The 16,021-nt window shown below is 71.3% G+C and carries 16 protein-coding genes; 8 read left to right on the top strand and 8 right to left on the bottom strand.

Annotated elements, in window-relative coordinates; genetic code table 11:
• Nucleotides 1-27 precede the first annotated feature (27 nt).
• Genes ABD978_RS29980 through miaA form a run of 3 tightly spaced genes read right to left on the bottom strand, consistent with a single transcriptional unit; the run spans nucleotide 28 to nucleotide 2,330 of the window.
• Nucleotides 28-585 (bottom strand): YcxB family protein, encoded by a 558-nt coding sequence (locus tag ABD978_RS29980; protein ID WP_345362081.1) that lies wholly within the window; start codon nucleotides 583-585, stop codon nucleotides 28-30.
• A 42-nt stretch (nucleotides 586-627) separates the two neighbouring features.
• Nucleotides 628-1,443 carry a diaminopimelate epimerase gene (gene dapF, locus ABD978_RS29975; protein ID WP_345362078.1) on the bottom strand — a complete coding sequence of 272 codons (816 nt, stop codon included), beginning with the start codon at nucleotides 1,441-1,443 and terminating at the stop codon, nucleotides 628-630.
• Complete coding sequence (gene miaA / locus ABD978_RS29970) at nucleotides 1,431-2,330, bottom strand: tRNA (adenosine(37)-N6)-dimethylallyltransferase MiaA (protein WP_345362500.1); 900 nt, start codon at nucleotides 2,328-2,330, stop codon at nucleotides 1,431-1,433. Before miaA ends, dapF begins: the two co-directional genes overlap by 13 nt.
• A gap of 229 nt (nucleotides 2,331-2,559) precedes the next feature.
• On the opposite strand from miaA, the gene ABD978_RS29965 reads away from it, so the two are divergent.
• Together ABD978_RS29965 and ABD978_RS29960 are read left to right on the top strand one after the other, a co-directional pair.
• The gene (locus tag ABD978_RS29965) at nucleotides 2,560-3,240 is read left to right on the top strand and encodes a carbohydrate-binding protein (RefSeq protein WP_345362075.1); all 681 of its coding nucleotides are present in this window, start codon (nucleotides 2,560-2,562) and stop codon (nucleotides 3,238-3,240) included.
• A gap of 141 nt (nucleotides 3,241-3,381) precedes the next feature.
• Nucleotides 3,382-3,615, top strand: a complete 234-nt coding sequence (locus ABD978_RS29960; protein ID WP_345362072.1) for an antitoxin — start codon at nucleotides 3,382-3,384, stop codon at nucleotides 3,613-3,615.
• Here the strand turns inward: ABD978_RS29960 and ABD978_RS29955 are convergent.
• Together ABD978_RS29955 and miaB are read right to left on the bottom strand one after the other, a co-directional pair.
• Nucleotides 3,610-4,287 carry a class III extradiol ring-cleavage dioxygenase family protein gene (locus tag ABD978_RS29955; RefSeq protein WP_345362069.1) on the bottom strand — a complete coding sequence of 226 codons (678 nt, stop codon included), beginning with the start codon at nucleotides 4,285-4,287 and terminating at the stop codon, nucleotides 3,610-3,612. The genes ABD978_RS29960 and ABD978_RS29955 overlap by 6 nt on opposite strands.
• A gap of 7 nt (nucleotides 4,288-4,294) precedes the next feature.
• Nucleotides 4,295-5,785, bottom strand: a complete 1,491-nt coding sequence (gene miaB, locus ABD978_RS29950) for a tRNA (N6-isopentenyl adenosine(37)-C2)-methylthiotransferase MiaB (protein ID WP_345362066.1) — start codon at nucleotides 5,783-5,785, stop codon at nucleotides 4,295-4,297.
• 191 nt (nucleotides 5,786-5,976) lie between these two features.
• On the opposite strand from miaB, the gene ABD978_RS29945 reads away from it, so the two are divergent.
• The 5 genes from ABD978_RS29945 (at nucleotide 5,977) to ABD978_RS29925 (ending at nucleotide 11,613) form a co-directional block, all read left to right on the top strand.
• Nucleotides 5,977-6,759, top strand: coding sequence for an amino acid ABC transporter ATP-binding protein (locus ABD978_RS29945; protein ID WP_345362063.1), 783 nt, complete (start codon nucleotides 5,977-5,979; stop codon nucleotides 6,757-6,759).
• Between the two features lie 80 nt (nucleotides 6,760-6,839).
• A complete protein-coding gene (locus ABD978_RS29940) occupies nucleotides 6,840-7,694 on the top strand; it encodes a glutamate ABC transporter substrate-binding protein (protein ID WP_345362060.1) in 855 nt (284 codons plus the stop codon).
• Between the two features lie 73 nt (nucleotides 7,695-7,767).
• Nucleotides 7,768-8,457: an amino acid ABC transporter permease gene (locus ABD978_RS29935; protein ID WP_345362057.1), complete on the top strand. Its 690-nt coding sequence runs from the start codon at nucleotides 7,768-7,770 to the stop codon at nucleotides 8,455-8,457.
• On the top strand, nucleotides 8,454-9,407 hold the full coding sequence (locus ABD978_RS29930; RefSeq protein ID WP_345362054.1) for an amino acid ABC transporter permease: 954 nt from the start codon (nucleotides 8,454-8,456) through the stop codon (nucleotides 9,405-9,407). Before ABD978_RS29935 ends, ABD978_RS29930 begins: the two co-directional genes overlap by 4 nt.
• A gap of 190 nt (nucleotides 9,408-9,597) precedes the next feature.
• Complete coding sequence (locus tag ABD978_RS29925; RefSeq protein ID WP_345362051.1) at nucleotides 9,598-11,613, top strand: S9 family peptidase; 2,016 nt, start codon at nucleotides 9,598-9,600, stop codon at nucleotides 11,611-11,613.
• A 133-nt stretch (nucleotides 11,614-11,746) separates the two neighbouring features.
• Here the strand turns inward: ABD978_RS29925 and rny are convergent, their stop codons facing one another.
• Nucleotides 11,747-13,318 (bottom strand): ribonuclease Y, encoded by a 1,572-nt coding sequence (gene rny, locus ABD978_RS29920; protein WP_345362049.1) that lies wholly within the window; start codon nucleotides 13,316-13,318, stop codon nucleotides 11,747-11,749.
• 433 nt (nucleotides 13,319-13,751) lie between these two features.
• On the bottom strand, nucleotides 13,752-14,726 hold the full coding sequence (locus ABD978_RS29915) for a DUF6597 domain-containing transcriptional factor (RefSeq protein ID WP_345362046.1): 975 nt from the start codon (nucleotides 14,724-14,726) through the stop codon (nucleotides 13,752-13,754).
• 35 nt (nucleotides 14,727-14,761) lie between these two features.
• Between ABD978_RS29915 and ABD978_RS29910 the strand changes: the two genes are divergently transcribed.
• A complete protein-coding gene (locus tag ABD978_RS29910) occupies nucleotides 14,762-15,208 on the top strand; it encodes a VOC family protein (protein WP_345362043.1) in 447 nt (148 codons plus the stop codon).
• Nucleotides 15,209-15,260: 52 nt separating this feature from the next.
• On the opposite strand, the gene ABD978_RS29905 is transcribed toward ABD978_RS29910, so the two are convergent.
• Complete coding sequence (locus ABD978_RS29905; RefSeq protein ID WP_345362497.1) at nucleotides 15,261-15,896, bottom strand: regulatory protein RecX; 636 nt, start codon at nucleotides 15,894-15,896, stop codon at nucleotides 15,261-15,263.
• Between the last annotated feature and the right edge of the window lie 125 nt (nucleotides 15,897-16,021).

Raw genomic sequence — 16,021 nt, 5'->3', positions numbered from 1 at the left:
GCGACGACGTGACGGACGGCGGCGCGGTCAGCGCGACTGGGTGATGTGGGTGTGGAGGAAGTCGCGGAGCGCGTCGATCCGGGCTGCCTCGGGCAGGCCGTGCTTCGGGAGGGCGAAGCTGGCCTCTCCGCTGGGCCGCTTCAGGATGAACTGCCGTTTCGTCTCCTCGACCTGTGCGAAGTAGGACCACGGCATCTTCATGGTGAGTTCGTCGGTCCGGCTGGTGAGACCCTCGTCGGACAGCTCGACCTCGTACGGTGTCCGGACCTCGGAGTGACGCGCCCGTTGCCGGTGCGCGACGCGGAGCGGGGAGAGCGACCTCAGCCGCTTGCCGTTCACCCAGATGATGGCGCACGACCAACCGAGCATCCACCCGATGAGCTCGCCGTCCGGTACGGGGCCGGAGCCGTCCATGCGCGTCAACACCGCGATGAGGACGATGCCGACCGGCATCAGGGCCGTGATGATGCCCTTCGACGCGGCACGGCGGCTCTTCTGGACGCTGTCCGCGACGAGCTCTGCGATGTCTTCGACCGTAGGCACGTACGACAGCGTGAACACCGGCGGCGGAACCTCATCAGGCATGGCCCGCATCAAACCGGTACGAGGCCGGAAGCGGCAATTCGGTCAGCGGACGGTGAGGCGGTCGAGGTTGACCTCGCCTTCGGCGAGGAGGACGGCCGGACCGCGCAGGAAGCTGGTCGTGCCGTCGAGGATGACGGTGACGACGCCGCCCGGCACGGCGATCTCCCAGGTGCCGGTCGTGCGGCCCTCGGCCCGGGCGGCGGCCACGGCCGTCGCGACGGTGCCCGTACCGCAGGAGCGCGTCTCGCCCACTCCCCGCTCGTGGACCCGCATCTCCACCCGGCCGTCGCCGACCGGCTGGAACAGCTCGACGTTGACGCCGTCGGGGAAGACCGCCGCGTCGACGTCGGGCGCGCGCGTCAGGTCCAGGGCGGCGACGGGCTCGTCGATCGCGCAGGCCAGGTGCGGGTTGCCCATGGAGACGCGCAGACCCGCGTACGACCGGCCGGCCAGCACCGCCCGGCCCTCCCCCAGGATCCGCGGGGCGCCCATGTCCACCGTCACGTCGCCGGTCGCGCCCAGGCTCACCGCGCGCACGCCCGACCGCGTCCCGACCGCGAGGTCGCCGGGGGCGGCCAGGCCGGTGTCGACGAGGTACCGCGCGAAGACCCGCACGCCGTTGCCGCACATCTCCGCGATGCCGCCGTCGGCGTTGCGGTAGTCCATGAACCACTCGGCGCCGAGGTCCTCGAAGCCCAGCGCCTTGGCACGCACGACGCGCAGCACGCCGTCGGCGCCGATCCCGGCGCGCCGGTCGCACAGGGCCGCCACGAGGGACGGCGTCAGGTCGAGTGAGCCATCGAGGTCCGGCACGATCACGAAGTCGTTCTCGGTGCCGTGTCCCTTCACGAAGCGCATGAGCCGATCGTATCCAGCGCGGTCTCGACCGGCGCGTCGTAGGGGATCCAGCGCACCCGGGGGTCGCGGCGGAACCACGACTCCTGGCGGCGGGCGAACCGCCGGGTGGCCCGGATCGTCTCCTGCTTCGCCTCTTCCTCGGTCCACTCCCCCGCCAGGAAGCGGAGCACCTGCGCGTAGCCGAGCGCGCGGCTCGCCGTGAGGCCGTCGCGCAGCCCGTACGGCTCCAGGCCGCGGACCTCGTCGACGAACCCGGCCTTCCACATGCGCTCGACGCGTACGGCGATGCGCTCGTCGAGTTCGGGACGAGGGACGGTCAGCCCCAGTTGCACCGAGTCGCCGGTGTCTGCGTAGGAGGGCATCGAGGCGGTGAAGGGCCGCCCGGTCATCTCGATCACCTCGAGCGCCCGGACGATCCGGCGTCCGTTGCCGGGCAGGATCGAGGCGGCGGCGGCCGGGTCGAGGCCGGCCAGCCGGGCGTGCAGCGCGGCGGACCCGTGCTCGGCGAGCTCGCCCTCCAGCCGCGCCCGCAGCTCCGGGTCGGTGCCGGGGAACTCCAGGTCGTCCAGGACCGCCCGGACGTAGAGGCCGGACCCGCCGACCAGCAGCGGCACCCGCTCACGGCCGCGGATCTCCGCGACGGTCCGGCGGGCCAGCTCCTGGTACTCGGCCACGCTGGCCGTGCGGGTGACGTCCCACACGTCGAGCAGGTGGTGCGGCACCCCGCGCCACTCCGGCTCGGCGAGCTTGGCGGTACCGATGTTCATGCGCCGGTAGAGCTGCATCGAGTCGGCGTTGACGATCTCACCGCCGAGCCGCAGCGCGAGCTCCACCGCGAGGTCGGACTTTCCCGCGGCGGTCGGGCCAACAACGGCGATCACCTTCATCTCCCCCACCGGCTCAATTCTGCCGTTTCCGCCGAGGTGCCGCCGCCACCCCCTCGCGGCGAGGCGCAGGACACCGGGCAGGCCGGTCAGGAACACCCGGACTTTCCGTCATGCGTTCTTGTCGGACCGTCGGGCGCGGGCTACTATCGAGCCTGACTTTTAGGAAACTTTCCAGAAAGTCAATCGGAGCGCTCCCGGTCCCCTCCCCGCCCCCGACCTAGGAGGATCGATGCTGCTTCGCAAGTGGCTTCCCGGCCTGCTCGCGGCCGCCCTGTTCACCGTCATGGGCGCCACCGCGGCGGAGGCCGGCACCGTTCCGCCCGGCGCCGCCCGTTCCTCGGCCCACCCGGCGGCCACCTGCACGGTGACCAGCACGCTCGCCGGCGACCACCTGACCACCCTGCAGATCGCCCAGATCGCCAAGAACAACGGCTTCACCGGCAACGGGCTGGTCGTCTCGGTGGCCGTGGCGCTGGCCGAGAGCAGCGGCTGGACCCGCGCGGTCCTGGTCGACTCGGACTGCAGCCGTGACCGCGGGCTGTGGCAGATCAACTCCTACTGGCACTCCGAGGTGTCCGACGCCCAGGCGTTCGACCCGAACGGCGCCGCGCAGGCCGCCTACCGGATCTCCTCATCCGGTAACGACTGGACGCCGTGGACGACCTACACCAACGGCGCGTACCAGCAGCACATGGCCGAAGCCCAGCAGGCGGTGGACCAGCTGAACGGAGGCGGCGGGAGCGGCGGCACGGGCTGCGCCGGGCTGCCCGCCTGGAACGCCGGGACCGCCTACACCGGCGGGGCGGCCGTCTCCTACAACGGCCACCGCTGGACCGCCAAGTGGTGGACCCAGGGTGACGTGCCCGGCGCGAACGCGCAGAACGTCTGGACCGACAACGGCTCCTGCTGACCCGCACCGCGCCCGGCTCCGGCGGTCCCGGGGCCGGGCGCACGGTCTCACCTCGATGGGTTCCGCCGCCGGATATGGGGGCAGAGGGCCGATAGAGGGTGCCGAGGGGCGGTACCCCCCAAGAGGCGTCAGGAGGCCCGGATGTCCTTCATGGACAAGGTCAAGAATCTGCTCGGCCAGCACGGCGACAAGGTCGACGAGGCCATCGAGAAGGCCGGCGACATGGCCGACCGCAAGACCGGCGGGAAGTACTCACGACAGATCGACACGGCCCAGGAGCAGGCCCACAGGTACGTGGAACGCTCCGGCGGACAGCAGCACACCCCCGAGAACCGCGAAGGAGGCGCCGACCCGATGGGCGGCCGGCCGTCATAGCGCGCGGCGGGCCCAGCTCCCGACGAGATACCCCACGCCGTACGGCGCCTCGGCCGCCAGCAGCTCCGCGTCGAACGACGCGTCTCCGGCCGCGCCGGCCAGCACCTGCCACGGCGCCCGCCCGGCCGCCCGCAGCTCGGCCGCCAGGGCGGGGTCGAGCCCGGCGAGAACGGTAGGGTCGCCCGCGCCCAGCGCCGCGGCCACCGCCGCGTCGAAACCGGCGGCCCGCGCGTCGAAGTAGCCCGGCGCGGCCTGGCTGCGGCACGCCGACGCGTCGCCCATCACCAGCAGCGCGACGGCAGGGGCCCGATCCGCCAGCTCCGCGCCGAGCCGGAGGCAGTCATCCGGCGAGGCGTCCTCGGCGACGCTCCGGAACACGGCCGGCCGGTCGCCGAGGAGCCACCGGCCGATGGTCAGGGACAGGGGCAGCACGGGCTCGCCCGGCCCGACCGTCAGGTCGACGCCGTACGGCCGCAGGCCGCCCGCCGCGTCGGAGCCGAAGTCGCGATCGCCCGGCCCGGATCCCACCACGATGAGCAGATCGGCGGGGCGGATCCGACGCACCGCCGCGTCGCACGCCGCCCGCAGGCCGTCGAGTTCGGCGGCCGCACCGCCCGCCACCTCGGGCACCAGCAGCGGCGGATGCGGGCACACCGCCGCGGAGGTCAGCACGGCGAGGTCACGGGCAGGAGGAGACCGGCGGCGTCGCGGGCCGGCCGATGCCCGGCATGCCCAGCGAGACGCCCTTCGGCGCGGCCGTGCGCCGCTCCCAGGCGTCGCCCGCCCGGGTGCGCCGGACGGCGCGGACCGGTCCGTCCGCGACCAGGTGGTGCGGGGCGGCGTAGGTGACCTCGACGGTCGCCATGTCACCCGGCCGGGGCGTCTCGGTGTCCGCCTCGCCGAGGCCGAAGTGGACGAGCCGGTTGTCGGGCGCCCGCCCGGACATCCGGTGCGTGCGCTGGTCCTTGCGGCCCTCGCCCTCGGCGACGAGCACCTCGAGGGTGCGGCCGAGCTGCTTCTTGTTCTCCGCCCAGGAGATCTCCTCCTGCAGGGCGATGAGGCGCTCGTACCGCTCCTGCACGACCTCCTTGGGCACCTGGTCGGCCATCTCCGCCGCCGGTGTGCCGGGCCGCTTCGAGTACTGGAAGGTGAACGCTCCGGCGAACCGCGCCTCGCGCACGACATGCAGCGTCTGCTCGAAGTCCTCCTCGGTCTCCCCCGGGAAGCCGACGATGATGTCCGTGGTGATCGCGGCCTCCGGGATCGCGGCGCGGACCCGCTCGATGATCCCGAGGTAGCGCTCCTGGCGGTAGGAGCGCCGCATGGCCTTCAGCACCGGGTCGGACCCCGACTGCAGCGGCATGTGCAGCGACGGCATGACGTTCGGCGTCTCGGCCATCGCCGCGATCACGTCGTCGGTGAAGTCGCGCGGGTGCGGCGAGGTGAACCGGACCCGCTCCAGCCCCTCGACCTGCCCACAGGAGCGCAGCAGCTTGGCGAACGCGCCCCGGTCGCCGAACTCCGCGCCGTAGGAGTTGACGTTCTGCCCGAGGAGGGTGATCTCGCAGACGCCCTCGGCGACCAGCGCCTCGACCTCGGCGAGGATCTCGCCGGGGCGGCGGTCCTTCTCCTTGCCGCGCAGCGACGGCACGATGCAGAAGGTGCAGGTGTTGTTGCAGCCGACCGAGATCGACACCCACGCGGCGTACGGGGACTCGCGGCGGGTCGGCAGCGTGCTCGGGAACGTCTCGAGCGCTTCCTTGATCTCGACCTGCGCCTCTTCCTGGACGCGGGCGCGCTCGAGCAGGACCGGCAGCGAGCCGATGTTGTGGGTGCCGAAGACGACGTCCACCCAGGGGGCGCGCTTGACGATCGTGTCGCGGTCCTTCTGCGCCAGGCAGCCGCCGACCGCGATCTGCATGCCGGCGTGGCTCTCCTTCACCGGCCGCAGGTGGCCGAGGTTGCCGTACAGCCGATTGTCGGCGTTCTCCCGTACGGCGCAGGTGTTGAACACGACGACGTCGGGCGTCGCGTCGTCGTCCGCGCGGGCGTAGCCGGCGTCCTCCAGCAGCCCGGCGAGCCGCTCGGAGTCGTGCACGTTCATCTGGCAGCCGTACGTGCGGATCTCGTACGTACGGGGCCGGTCGTCGAATGTCGTGGGCGCGCTCATCTCATAGGAAAGAGTACGCGCGCCCGGCGCCGGACGGTGACTCGATCACACTCGCGCCGCGCCGGCCCCGTACAAGATCGACTTCAGGGGGCCGGCGCCACTCCGCCGCAGGCAAATGCGCACTGCAACGTGACCGGATCGGTACCTGGGCTCCGCTTTCTTGGCAATTCCGTGACGTACGCTTTGCGCACATGACGGACAGCGGCAAGGAGGCCCGGGAGGCCGAGGTGAGCGGCGGCGGACCTCTCGTCGTGCTTGAGAACGTGAACAAGTACTACGGCGAGCACCATGTCCTCAAGGACATCGACCTCACCATCCATCGTGGCGAGGTCGTGGTCGTGATCGGCCCGTCGGGCGGCGGCAAGTCGACGCTGTGCCGCACGATCAACCGGCTCGAGCCCATCGAGGGCGGCACCATCCGGATCGACGGCAAGCCGCTGCCCGAGGAGGGCAGGGCGCTGGCGCAGCTGCGCGCCGACGTGGGGATGGTCTTCCAGTCGTTCAACCTGTTCGCGCACAAGACGATCCTGCAGAACGTCACGCTCGGTCCGATCAAGGTTCGCAAGACGGACAAGACCGAGGCCGAGCAGCGCGCGATGGAGCTCCTCGAGCGGGTGGGCATCGCCTCGCAGGCCGAGAAGTACCCCGCGCAGCTGTCCGGCGGCCAGCAGCAGCGCGCCGCGATCGCCCGGGCGCTCGCGATGCGGCCCAAGGTCATGTTGTTCGACGAGCCGACCTCGGCCCTCGACCCGGAGATGGTCAAAGAGGTCCTCGACGTAATGATCAACCTGGCCGCCGAGGGCATGACGATGGTCGTGGTGACCCACGAGATGGGGTTCGCCCGGGCATCGGCCAACAAGGTGGTGTTCATGGCGGACGGCCAGATCGTCGAGGAGAACACCCCCGGAGAGTTCTTCACCAACGCGCGGAGCGACCGCGCCAAGGACTTCCTCTCCAAGATCCTGACGCACTGATCGCGACCGGTTCGACGGATCTGGACTCATCCGACCCGAGGAACCGCGGGCGCGGTTCTGCCACTACACAGGGGATAGAAATGCGAGTACGTCACTTCGGGGTCGTCGCCGCCGCGCTCGCGGTGGCCACGGCGGGCATCTCCGGCTGTGCCGCGAAGAAGAACACCACGGTGGTCGACAAGGCCAAGGACGGCAAGAAGATCGTCATCGGCGTCAAGTACGACCAGCCCGCCCTCGGCATGAAGACCGGCAGCGGGGTCGAGGGCTTCGACATCGACGTGGCCAAGTACGTCGCCAAGAAGCTCGGCGTGAAGGACGACAGCAAGATCGAGTTCAAGGAGGCCCGGTCGGCCAACCGGGAGACCTTCCTGCAGAACGGCACGGTCGACATGGTGATCGCCACCTACTCGATCACCGATGCGCGTAAGCCGAAGGTCACCTTCGGCGGCCCGTACGTCGTCACCCACCAGGACCTGATGGTCCGGGCGAACGACAGCTCGATCACGAGCCTGCAGTCCCTCAAGGGCAAGAAGCTGTGCGCGGTGTCCGGGTCTAACTCCTGGAAGAACATCACCGAGGGCACCAACAAGCTGAACGCGAAGGTCGCCGCCGTGACCGTCCCGGCCCAGGGCTACGAGGAGTGCATCACCAAGCTCAAGGGCGGCTCGGTCGACGCGGTCTCCACCGACGCGACCATCCTGGGCGGCTTCGCCGTCCGTGAGGGCTCGGCGGTCAAGGTCGTGAACGCGCCGTTCACCGACGAGAAGTACGGCGTCGGCCTCAAGAAGGGCGACACCAAGACCTGCAACGCCGTGAACGACGCGATCAAGTCGATGTACTCCGACGGCACCGCCAAGCAGCTGTGGGAGAAGTGGTTCGCCAAGGCGAACCTCCCCTTCGACGCGACCGCCCCCACCCCGGAAGGCTGCAGCTGAGCCGCAGGTACGGGATCGGCGCCGGTGGGCCGCACGGGCTCACCGGCGCCGCTCGTAAGAGCGTAGGAGTGAGATGAACTGGAACGTACTCCTCGACTTCAGCCCGTTGGCGGACAACACTGACAAGCTGCTCTCGGCGTTCTGGGCGAACATCCGGATCTCCGTGACGGTGGGCATCCTGTCCATCGTGATCGGCACGCTGATCACCGCGATGCGCGTCTCGCCGATCCGGGTGCTGCGGATCGCCGGCACGTTCTACGTCAACACGCTGCGGAACACCCCGCTCACGCTGGTGCTGCTGTTCTGCAGCCTGGGGCTGAGCGACACGCTGAAGTTCAGGATCTCCAACACGTCGACCGTCAACTTCTTCTGGCTGGCGGTCATCGGCATGTCGATCTACACCGCGGCGTTCGTGGCCGAGTCCCTCCGGGCCGGCATCAACACGGTGCCGATGGGACAGGCGGAGGCGGCGCGGGCGATCGGGCTCACCTTCACCCAGTCGCTGCGCATGGTGATCATGCCGCAGGCGTTCCGCGCGGTCATCGCGCCGCTCGGCAGCGTCATGATCGCGATGATCAAGAACACGACGGTGGTCCTGGTCGCGAGCTACTACGAGGCGGCCTCGCTGATGAAGGACATGTTCGAGCAGTACGGCGCGACCCTGCCGATCTTCGTCGGCTTCGCGGTCGGCTTCATGTGCCTCACCCTGCCGACCGGGTTCTTCTTCAACTGGCTGGCCAAGCGAATGGCGGTGGCCCGGTGACGACCGTGACGGACACCAAGCCGGCGCCCCCGCGCGCCAAGAAGCGGCAGGCGTCGGTCCTGTTCGACGCGCCGGGTCCGAAGGCCCGGATGCGGCACAACATCCTGACGCTCATCGCGGCGATCGTCATCCTCGGCATCATCTACGTCGTCATCGCCCGGTTCCACAAAGAAGGCCAGCTGCAGGGCAAGCTGTGGAAGCCGTTCATCCAGGGCTCGACCTGGACGGACTACATCCTTCCCGGTATCGGCGGCACGCTGAAGGCGTCCCTCGCCGCGGCCGTGCTCGCACTGATCTTCGGCGTGGTCTTCGGGCTCGCGCGCCTGTCCGACCACCGGTGGATCAGGATCCCGGCCGGGGCGATCGTCGAGTTCTTCCGCGCGATCCCGCTGCTGATCCTGATCTTCTTCGTCTTCAGCGGGCCGCCGACGATCGCGAACGCCCTGAACCGGGAGTTCCCCGAGGTCAGCGCGTTCGCCGCGCTCGTCATCGGGCTGATGCTCTACAACGGCTCCGTGCTGGCCGAGATCTTCCGCGCGGGGATCAACTCGGTGCCCCGAGGCCAGTCGGAGGCGGCGTACGCGATCGGCCTGCGCAAGGGCGGCGTGATGCGGCTCATCCTGATCCCGCAGGCCACCACCGCGATGATGCCGGCGATCGTCAGCCAGCTCGTCGTCCTGCTGAAGGACTCGGCGCTGGGCTGGATCATCGCGTACGAGGACCTGCTCAACACGGGGTACCGGCTCATCCCGACGCAGTACGGCAACCTCATCCCGGCCGCGATCGTGATCGCGCTGATCTACATCGCGATGAACCTGTCGCTCAGCTACCTCGCCACCTGGCTGGAGAAGCGCAGCCGGCGCAGCCGCAAGAGCTCCGCCAAGACGCTCGGCACCGGCGGTGCCCTGCCCGGCGCGGGGATGTCGCAGGACGCCGTCATGCCCACCTGAGCAGGCGACGACGTGAAACGGGCCGGTGGTCGATCCACCGGCCCGTTTCACGTTCACGCCGTCTCAGGAGCCGGCGTGATCCCGGACCGCCGAGACCGGCCCGAGCGGCTGGGCGGACGCGGCGATGTTCGCCCCTGTCAAGTCTCGGGTCGAGGTCCCATGAGCGCCCGGTTTGCGAGACGATTCCGATATGACCGCTCGCGCTACCGCCCCCTATGGATCCTGGTCCTCTCCGATCTCCGCCGCCGACGTGGCCCGCGCGCGCCTGCGACTCAGCTACCCCACCATCCACGGTGATCGGGTGTGGTGGCAGGAGACCCGCCCGGATAAGGGCGGCCGGACCACGATCGTGCGGTCCGGCGTCGACCTGCTGCCCGCGCCGTGGAACGCCCGTACCCGCGTGCACGAGTACGGCGGGCGGTCCTACATTCCCCTTCCCGACGGCGACGTGGTCTTCGCCAATTACGAGGACCAGCGGCTCTACCGGCTGACTCCGGGCGAGCTGCCGCGCCCGCTGACCCCGGAGCCCGCGCAGCCGGCCGGCCTCCGCTACGCCGACTTCGCGCTCGCGCCGGACGCCCAGCACATCTGGTGCGTCTGTGAGGGCCACACCACCGCGGGCGTACGCCGGGCGATCGTCGCGGTCCCCGTCGACGGCAGCGCCGCGGAGAACGCCGGGGCGATCCGCGAGCTCGTCAGCGGCGCCGACTTCTACGCCTTCCCCACACCGTCCCCGGAGGGCGGTCACCTCGCCTGGATGCAGTGGAGCCACCCGCGAATGCCGTGGGACGGCACCGAGGTGCGGGTCGCCGCGTTCGACGAGACGGGCGCGCTGGACCGGCCGCGGCAGGTCAAGGGCGGCCTGAACGAGTCGGCGCTGGCGCCCACCTGGCTCAGCGAGTCCCGGCTGTACGTCGTGTCCGACTGGCCGGGCTGGTGGAACCTCTACGAGCTCGGCCTGCACGGCGAGTCCCCGCAGGCGCTGTACCCGGCCGAGGAGGAGTTCGCCGGAGCGCTGTGGCAGCTCGGCGGCCGCCCGTACGCCGTCCTGGACGACGGCCGCATCGCGGTGCTGCACGGCCAGGGCGACCAGCGGCTCGGTCTGTACGACCCGGAGACGGCCGAGATGGTCGACTTCGACCTGCCCTACACCGACTGGAAGCCCCAGCTCTCCGCCGACGGAACGAGCATCGTGGGCATCGCGGGTGCACCCGACATCCCCTGGTCGGTGGTCGTGGTGGACGCCGACAGCGGCGAGGCGAAGGTGCTGCGCAGCGAGCTCGACTCCCCGCCCGAGGCGGCCTATCTCCCGCTGCCGCGAGCCCAGGAGCTCGAGGGCCCGTTCGGGCGCCCGGTGCACGCCTACGTGTACCCGCCGTCCAACCCGGCCTTCCAGGCCCCTGCGGGCGAGCTGCCGCCGTACGTCGTGTTCGTGCACGGCGGCCCGACCGATCATGGCACGAGCGTGCTGGACCTGGAGATCGCCTACTTCACCAGCCGGGGCATCGGCGTGATCGACGTGAACTACGGCGGCTCCACCGGATACGGCCGTGCCTACCGCGAACGGCTGCGCCGCCAGTGGGGGATCGTGGACGTCGAGGACAGCGTGGCCGCCGCCGAGGCGCTCATCCGCGGTGGCGCCGCCGATCCCGGACGGCTGGCCATCCGCGGCGGCAGCGCCGGCGGCTGGACGACGCTCTGCGCGGTGACGCAGACGGACCTGTTCAAGGCGGGCACCTCCTACTTCGGCATCTCCGACCCGCAGAACTGGCTCAAGGAGACCCACGATTTCGAATCGACCTACCTGTACGGGCTGATCGGGCCGATCCCCGGCTTCGAGCGCGCCTACGAGGAGCGCTCCCCGATCGCGCGCGCGTCGGAGGTCGCCTGCCCCGTACTGCTCCTGCAGGGCCTGGACGACCCGATCGTCTCCCCGCCGCAGTCCGAGCGGTTCGCCGAGGCGATGGCGCGCAAGCAGACGCCGTACGCGTATCTCACGTTCGAGGGAGAGTCGCACGGGTTCCGGCGCGCCGACACGGTCATCGCCTGCCTGGAGGCCGAGCTCGCCTTCTACGGGCAGACGCTGGGGTTCGACCCGAAGGACGTCGCGCCGATCGAGCTCACCGTCGGCCGCCCGCCCGCCGACCAGGCCGGCGCACCGGGGCAGGAGGCCGCCGTTTCGGAGGACGCCGAGACCTCCGCCTGAGGCCCCCGGGCCCGCACGCACCCGGCCGGGCCGCCCGGCCGGGGACCGGGGCATGGTCCCGGAGCGAGGTGGGCCGCCGCCGATCGGGAAGAGCCCGGCCGGTGCGGCGGTCCGGTCGGCCGGGCCGCGGTCGTCAGCGGGCGAACTCCGTGGCGCGCGACTCGCGGACCACGGTGATCCGGATCTGACCGGGGTAGGTCAGCTCCTCCTCGACCTGCTTGGCGATATCGTGCGCGATGACCTGCGCCTGCAGGTCGTCCACCGAATCGGGCCGCACCATCACCCGGATCTCCCGGCCGGCCTGCATGGCGAAGACCTTCTCGACGCCCTCGCGCGTGGCCGCGATCTCCTCGAGCCGTTCGAGCCGCTTGACGTACGCCTCCAGCGACTCGCGCCGCGCACCCGGGCGGCCTCCGCTGATGGAGTCCGCCGCCTGGGTCAGCACCGCCTCCACGGTGCGCACCTCGACCTCGTTGTGGTGCGCCTCGATGGCGTGCACGACGTCCTCGTCCTCGCCGTACCGCCGGGCGATCTCCGCGCCGATCAGCGCGTGGCTGCCCTCGACCTCGTGCGTCAGCGCCTTGCCGATGTCGTGCAGCAGCGTGCACCGCTTCAGCAGCGGAATCGGCAGCCTCAGCTCGGCCGCCATGACCCCGGCCAGATGCGCCGACTCGATGAGGTGCGCCAGGACGTTCTGCCCGTACGACGTCCGGTACCGCAGGCGGCCCAGCAAGGTGATCAGCTCCGGGTGCATGTCGGTGAGCCCCAGTTCCAGCAGGGCGTCCTCACCGGAGCGCACGCACAACTGCTCGACCTCGGCCTTGCTGTGCTCGTAGATCTCCTCGATCCGCTGCGGATGGATCCGGCCGTCGAGGACCAGCTTCTCCAGCGTCAGCCGGCCGACCTCCCGGCGTACGGGATCGAAGCAGCTCAGCAGCACCGCCTCGGGCGTGTCGTCGATGATGAGGTTCACGCCGGTCGTCGTCTCGAAGGACCGGATGTTGCGGCCCTCACGGCCGATGATCCGGCCCTTCATCTCGTCGCTGGGCAGGTGCAGCACCGACACGACCGACTCCGCGGTCTGCTCGCTGGCGACCCGCTGGATCGCCAGGGTCACGATCTTGCGGGCGCGCTTCTCGCCCTCTTCGCGCGCCTCGTTCTCGATATCCCGCGTGATCAGGGCGGCCTCGCGTTTGGCCTGATTCTCGATCAGGGTGACGAGCTCGGTCTTGGCCTGGTCGGCGGTGAGCCCGGCGGCCTGCTCGAGCACGCTCTTGCGCTCGTCGTCGAGCCGGTCGAGTGCGGCCCGCCGTTCCTTCAGCGCCTGCTTGGCGTCGGCCAGCTCACGGGCGCGCTCCTCCAGGCGGCGCACCTCGTCGTCCAGCCGGTGCTCGCGCTCGGCGAGCCGGGCCTCGCGGCGCTCGAGATCCTCGCGGAGCGCCCGCAGGTCCTCCTTCAGCGACTTGATCTCGTCCTCGACCTCGGACCGCGCCGCCGCGGACGCCTCCCGCGCCTTGACCTCGGCGTCGCTGATGATGTCCTGGGCGTCTGCCCGGGCCTTGGTGACGATCTCGTCGGCGCCCCGCTGCGCCTCCGCCTGCTCCTCGTTCGCCGCGGCCGTACGGGCGGCGGCGTCGAAACGGCGCAGCACGATGAGGACCAGGACGACCAGCGCCAGGATGACCACCAGTGCCGCACCTGTCACGACGTAAATCACGGCACTGACCCCTCTCCTCGACGCTGCGGCATCAGGAGGCCCTGATGTCGGCGACGCGAGGCGTTACGGGCGCGCCGTGCGGTCCCGGGACGGCCGCGACCAGCACCTCCGGTCGGCTGCCGGACGCGCATGGTCAGGCGGGCTCCGGAGCGTTCCAGAACCCTGGCTATGCGAACCACCGGCTGCGGGAGCCGGGCACAACACCTTCCAACTGGTCGAACGCGGTCAGTCCTATGGAAATCCGCACTGCGCGGAGTAACACCTCACTGCGGTAACCGTAAGCGGCCAAGAGGTAATGGGCAAGAAAAGACCCCACGTTCCGGACGATTCACTCGATCTTTCCTGTAACGGTCCATGTCAGGGCCGAGGCAGAGGTGTGAGCGGGTCACCGCCGACGGCCGGTTTCGAGGAGCCCGTCGGGTCAAGCCGGGAAGTCATGCCCTGTGTCACCGGGCCGACCGGCCGCCGCCGCGGACGGGTGGCGTTCGGCCAGCAACGCGGACGGCGTCAGCCCTGCCAGGACGCGCGCCTCCCGGCTCAGATGCGCCTGATCGGCGTATCCGGCGGAGACCGCGAGCTCGGCCAGCGACCGCTCCGGCCGGACCGGGCCGGACGGCGTACGAGCCCGGTCCGGCCGCGTACGGGCCCGATCCGACTCCGGCCGCGTACAGGCCCGATCCGACTCCGGCCGCGTACAGGCCCGATCCGACACCGGCCGCGTACAGGCCCGATCCGACACCGGCCGCGTACAGGCCTGGTCGGACAATGTCAGGAAGCGTTGGAAGCGGGCCACGCGCCGCAGGGTCCGCGGCTCCAGCCCGGTCGCGGCCAGGAGCAGACGGCGCAACTGGCGCTCGGAGAGGTCGATCTCCCCGGCGAGGTCCGCGACCCGTGTCCCGGTTCGCATGAGACGGCGGACGGCGTACTCGATCCGCCGGTCCTCCGGCGGCCCGTCCACAGCGGGCGACCAGCGCCGGCCGTGCCACACGCCGTCCGCCATCCGTCCCGCCTCCGCGGCCGGGAACAGCTCGCGGAGCGGCACCTGGAGGTCGCGCAGCTCGTACGCGGGCAGGCCGAGCACCGTGCCGATGGCGGTGGTACGGATGCGCAGCCCCCGCAGGCGTTCCCCACCGCGCAACCGGGGCAGGACGGGCTCCGTCGCGGGCCCGACGACGACCGCGCTCCCGTCCGCCGAGACGATCACATCCGCGCAGGCGTCCGGCAGCACCCGCTGCACGTAGCCGTCCACCCGCTCGTCGACGCTCTGCTCCCACCAGCACCGCACGAACGGGTGCGGCTCCGCCGGAGCGACCTCACGGTAGAGCGACGCCGCGTCCGGCCCGGCCAGGGACTCCGCGTCCGGCCAGGTCGAGGCCGTTGTGTCCGATCCGTTCAAGACCGCCTCCCCGCGCCCGCGCCATGCTGGGGACCATGGAACAGCGAGCACACTTCATCACTCTGTCGACACCCGACCTCGACGCCGCCCGCGCCTTCTACCGCGACGGGCTCGGCTGGACACCGCTCCTGGACGTCCCCGGCGAGATCATCTTCTTCCAGATCGCCCCCGGCCTGGTCCTGGGCCTGTTCGAGGCGACCAAGTTCGTCGCCGACATGCAGGGCACGGCGGCCGACGGGAAACTCGGCGGCCTCACCCTGTCCCAGAACGTCGCGACCCCCGCCGACGTCGAGGCCACTGTGAAGCGCGCCGTCGAGGCCGGCGGAACGCTCGTCAAGAGCCCGCAGACCGCGGAGTTCGGCGGCTACCACGGCCATGTCGCGGACCCGAACGGCGTCGTCTGGGAGATCTGCCACAACCCGGGCTGGCGGGTCGACGAGACCGGCCGCGTCCACCTGACACCGATCGAGAACACGCCCTGACGCGCGCTCCGGCCTGCGGACCGGAGCACCGCGGACGATCCCGCGAGCGAGATCAGTCGTCGAACGACAGGTCCGGAACGTCATCGGCGCCTTCGGCCTCCAGCGCCTCGCGGACGACGCGGTACGCCAGGCCGCCGGAGTAGCCCTTGCGGGCGAGCATGCCCATCAGCCGCCGGGTGCGTTTGACCGGGTCGAGGCCACGGGTGCCGGGCAGTCTGCGGGCGACCAGTTCGCGGGCCGCTGCCTCCTCCTGCTCCGGGCCGAGGTCCTCCATGGCCTCGCTGACCGTCTCGTCGGCGACGCCGCGCCGCCGCAGCTCGGCCGCGAGCGCCCGGCGGCCCAGCCCCCGCCCGGCGTGGCGCGACTCGACCCAGGCCCGTGCGAACGCCGCGTCGTCGATCAGCCCGACCTCGGAGTAGCGGCCCAGCACTCGCTCGGCGACGTCGTCGGGCACGCCCTTGCGGCGCAGCGCGTCGGCGAGCTGGGCGCGGGTCTTGGGGGCGAAGGAGAGCTGCCGCAGGCAGATCTCGCGCGCCACCGCCTCCGGGTCGGCGGGCGGGCCCTGCGCCGCCGGGCTGCCCGGCGTCGGCCCCTCGGCGAGGCGGCCCCCGCCGCGCCTCCGCCCCCGCCGCCCCGACCTCCCGGCCGCCGACGTCTCACCGCCCGCCGGCATGCCCGCGCCGCCCATCTGGATCTCCGCGTCGTCCGCCGGAAGAGCTTCGGCACCCGTCGGATCGGCCGTACCGCCCGCCGACGGGTCCGCGCCTGCTGTCGGGACGGCCGCGGGGCCCGTCTGCGCGGCGGCCGGGCCGG

Origin of the sequence: Actinoallomurus liliacearum (assembly GCF_039542035.1) — a bacterium.
Classification (GTDB): domain Bacteria; phylum Actinomycetota; class Actinomycetes; order Streptosporangiales; family Streptosporangiaceae; genus Actinoallomurus; species Actinoallomurus liliacearum.
This window is presented reverse-complemented; position numbering and strand designations above follow the sequence as displayed.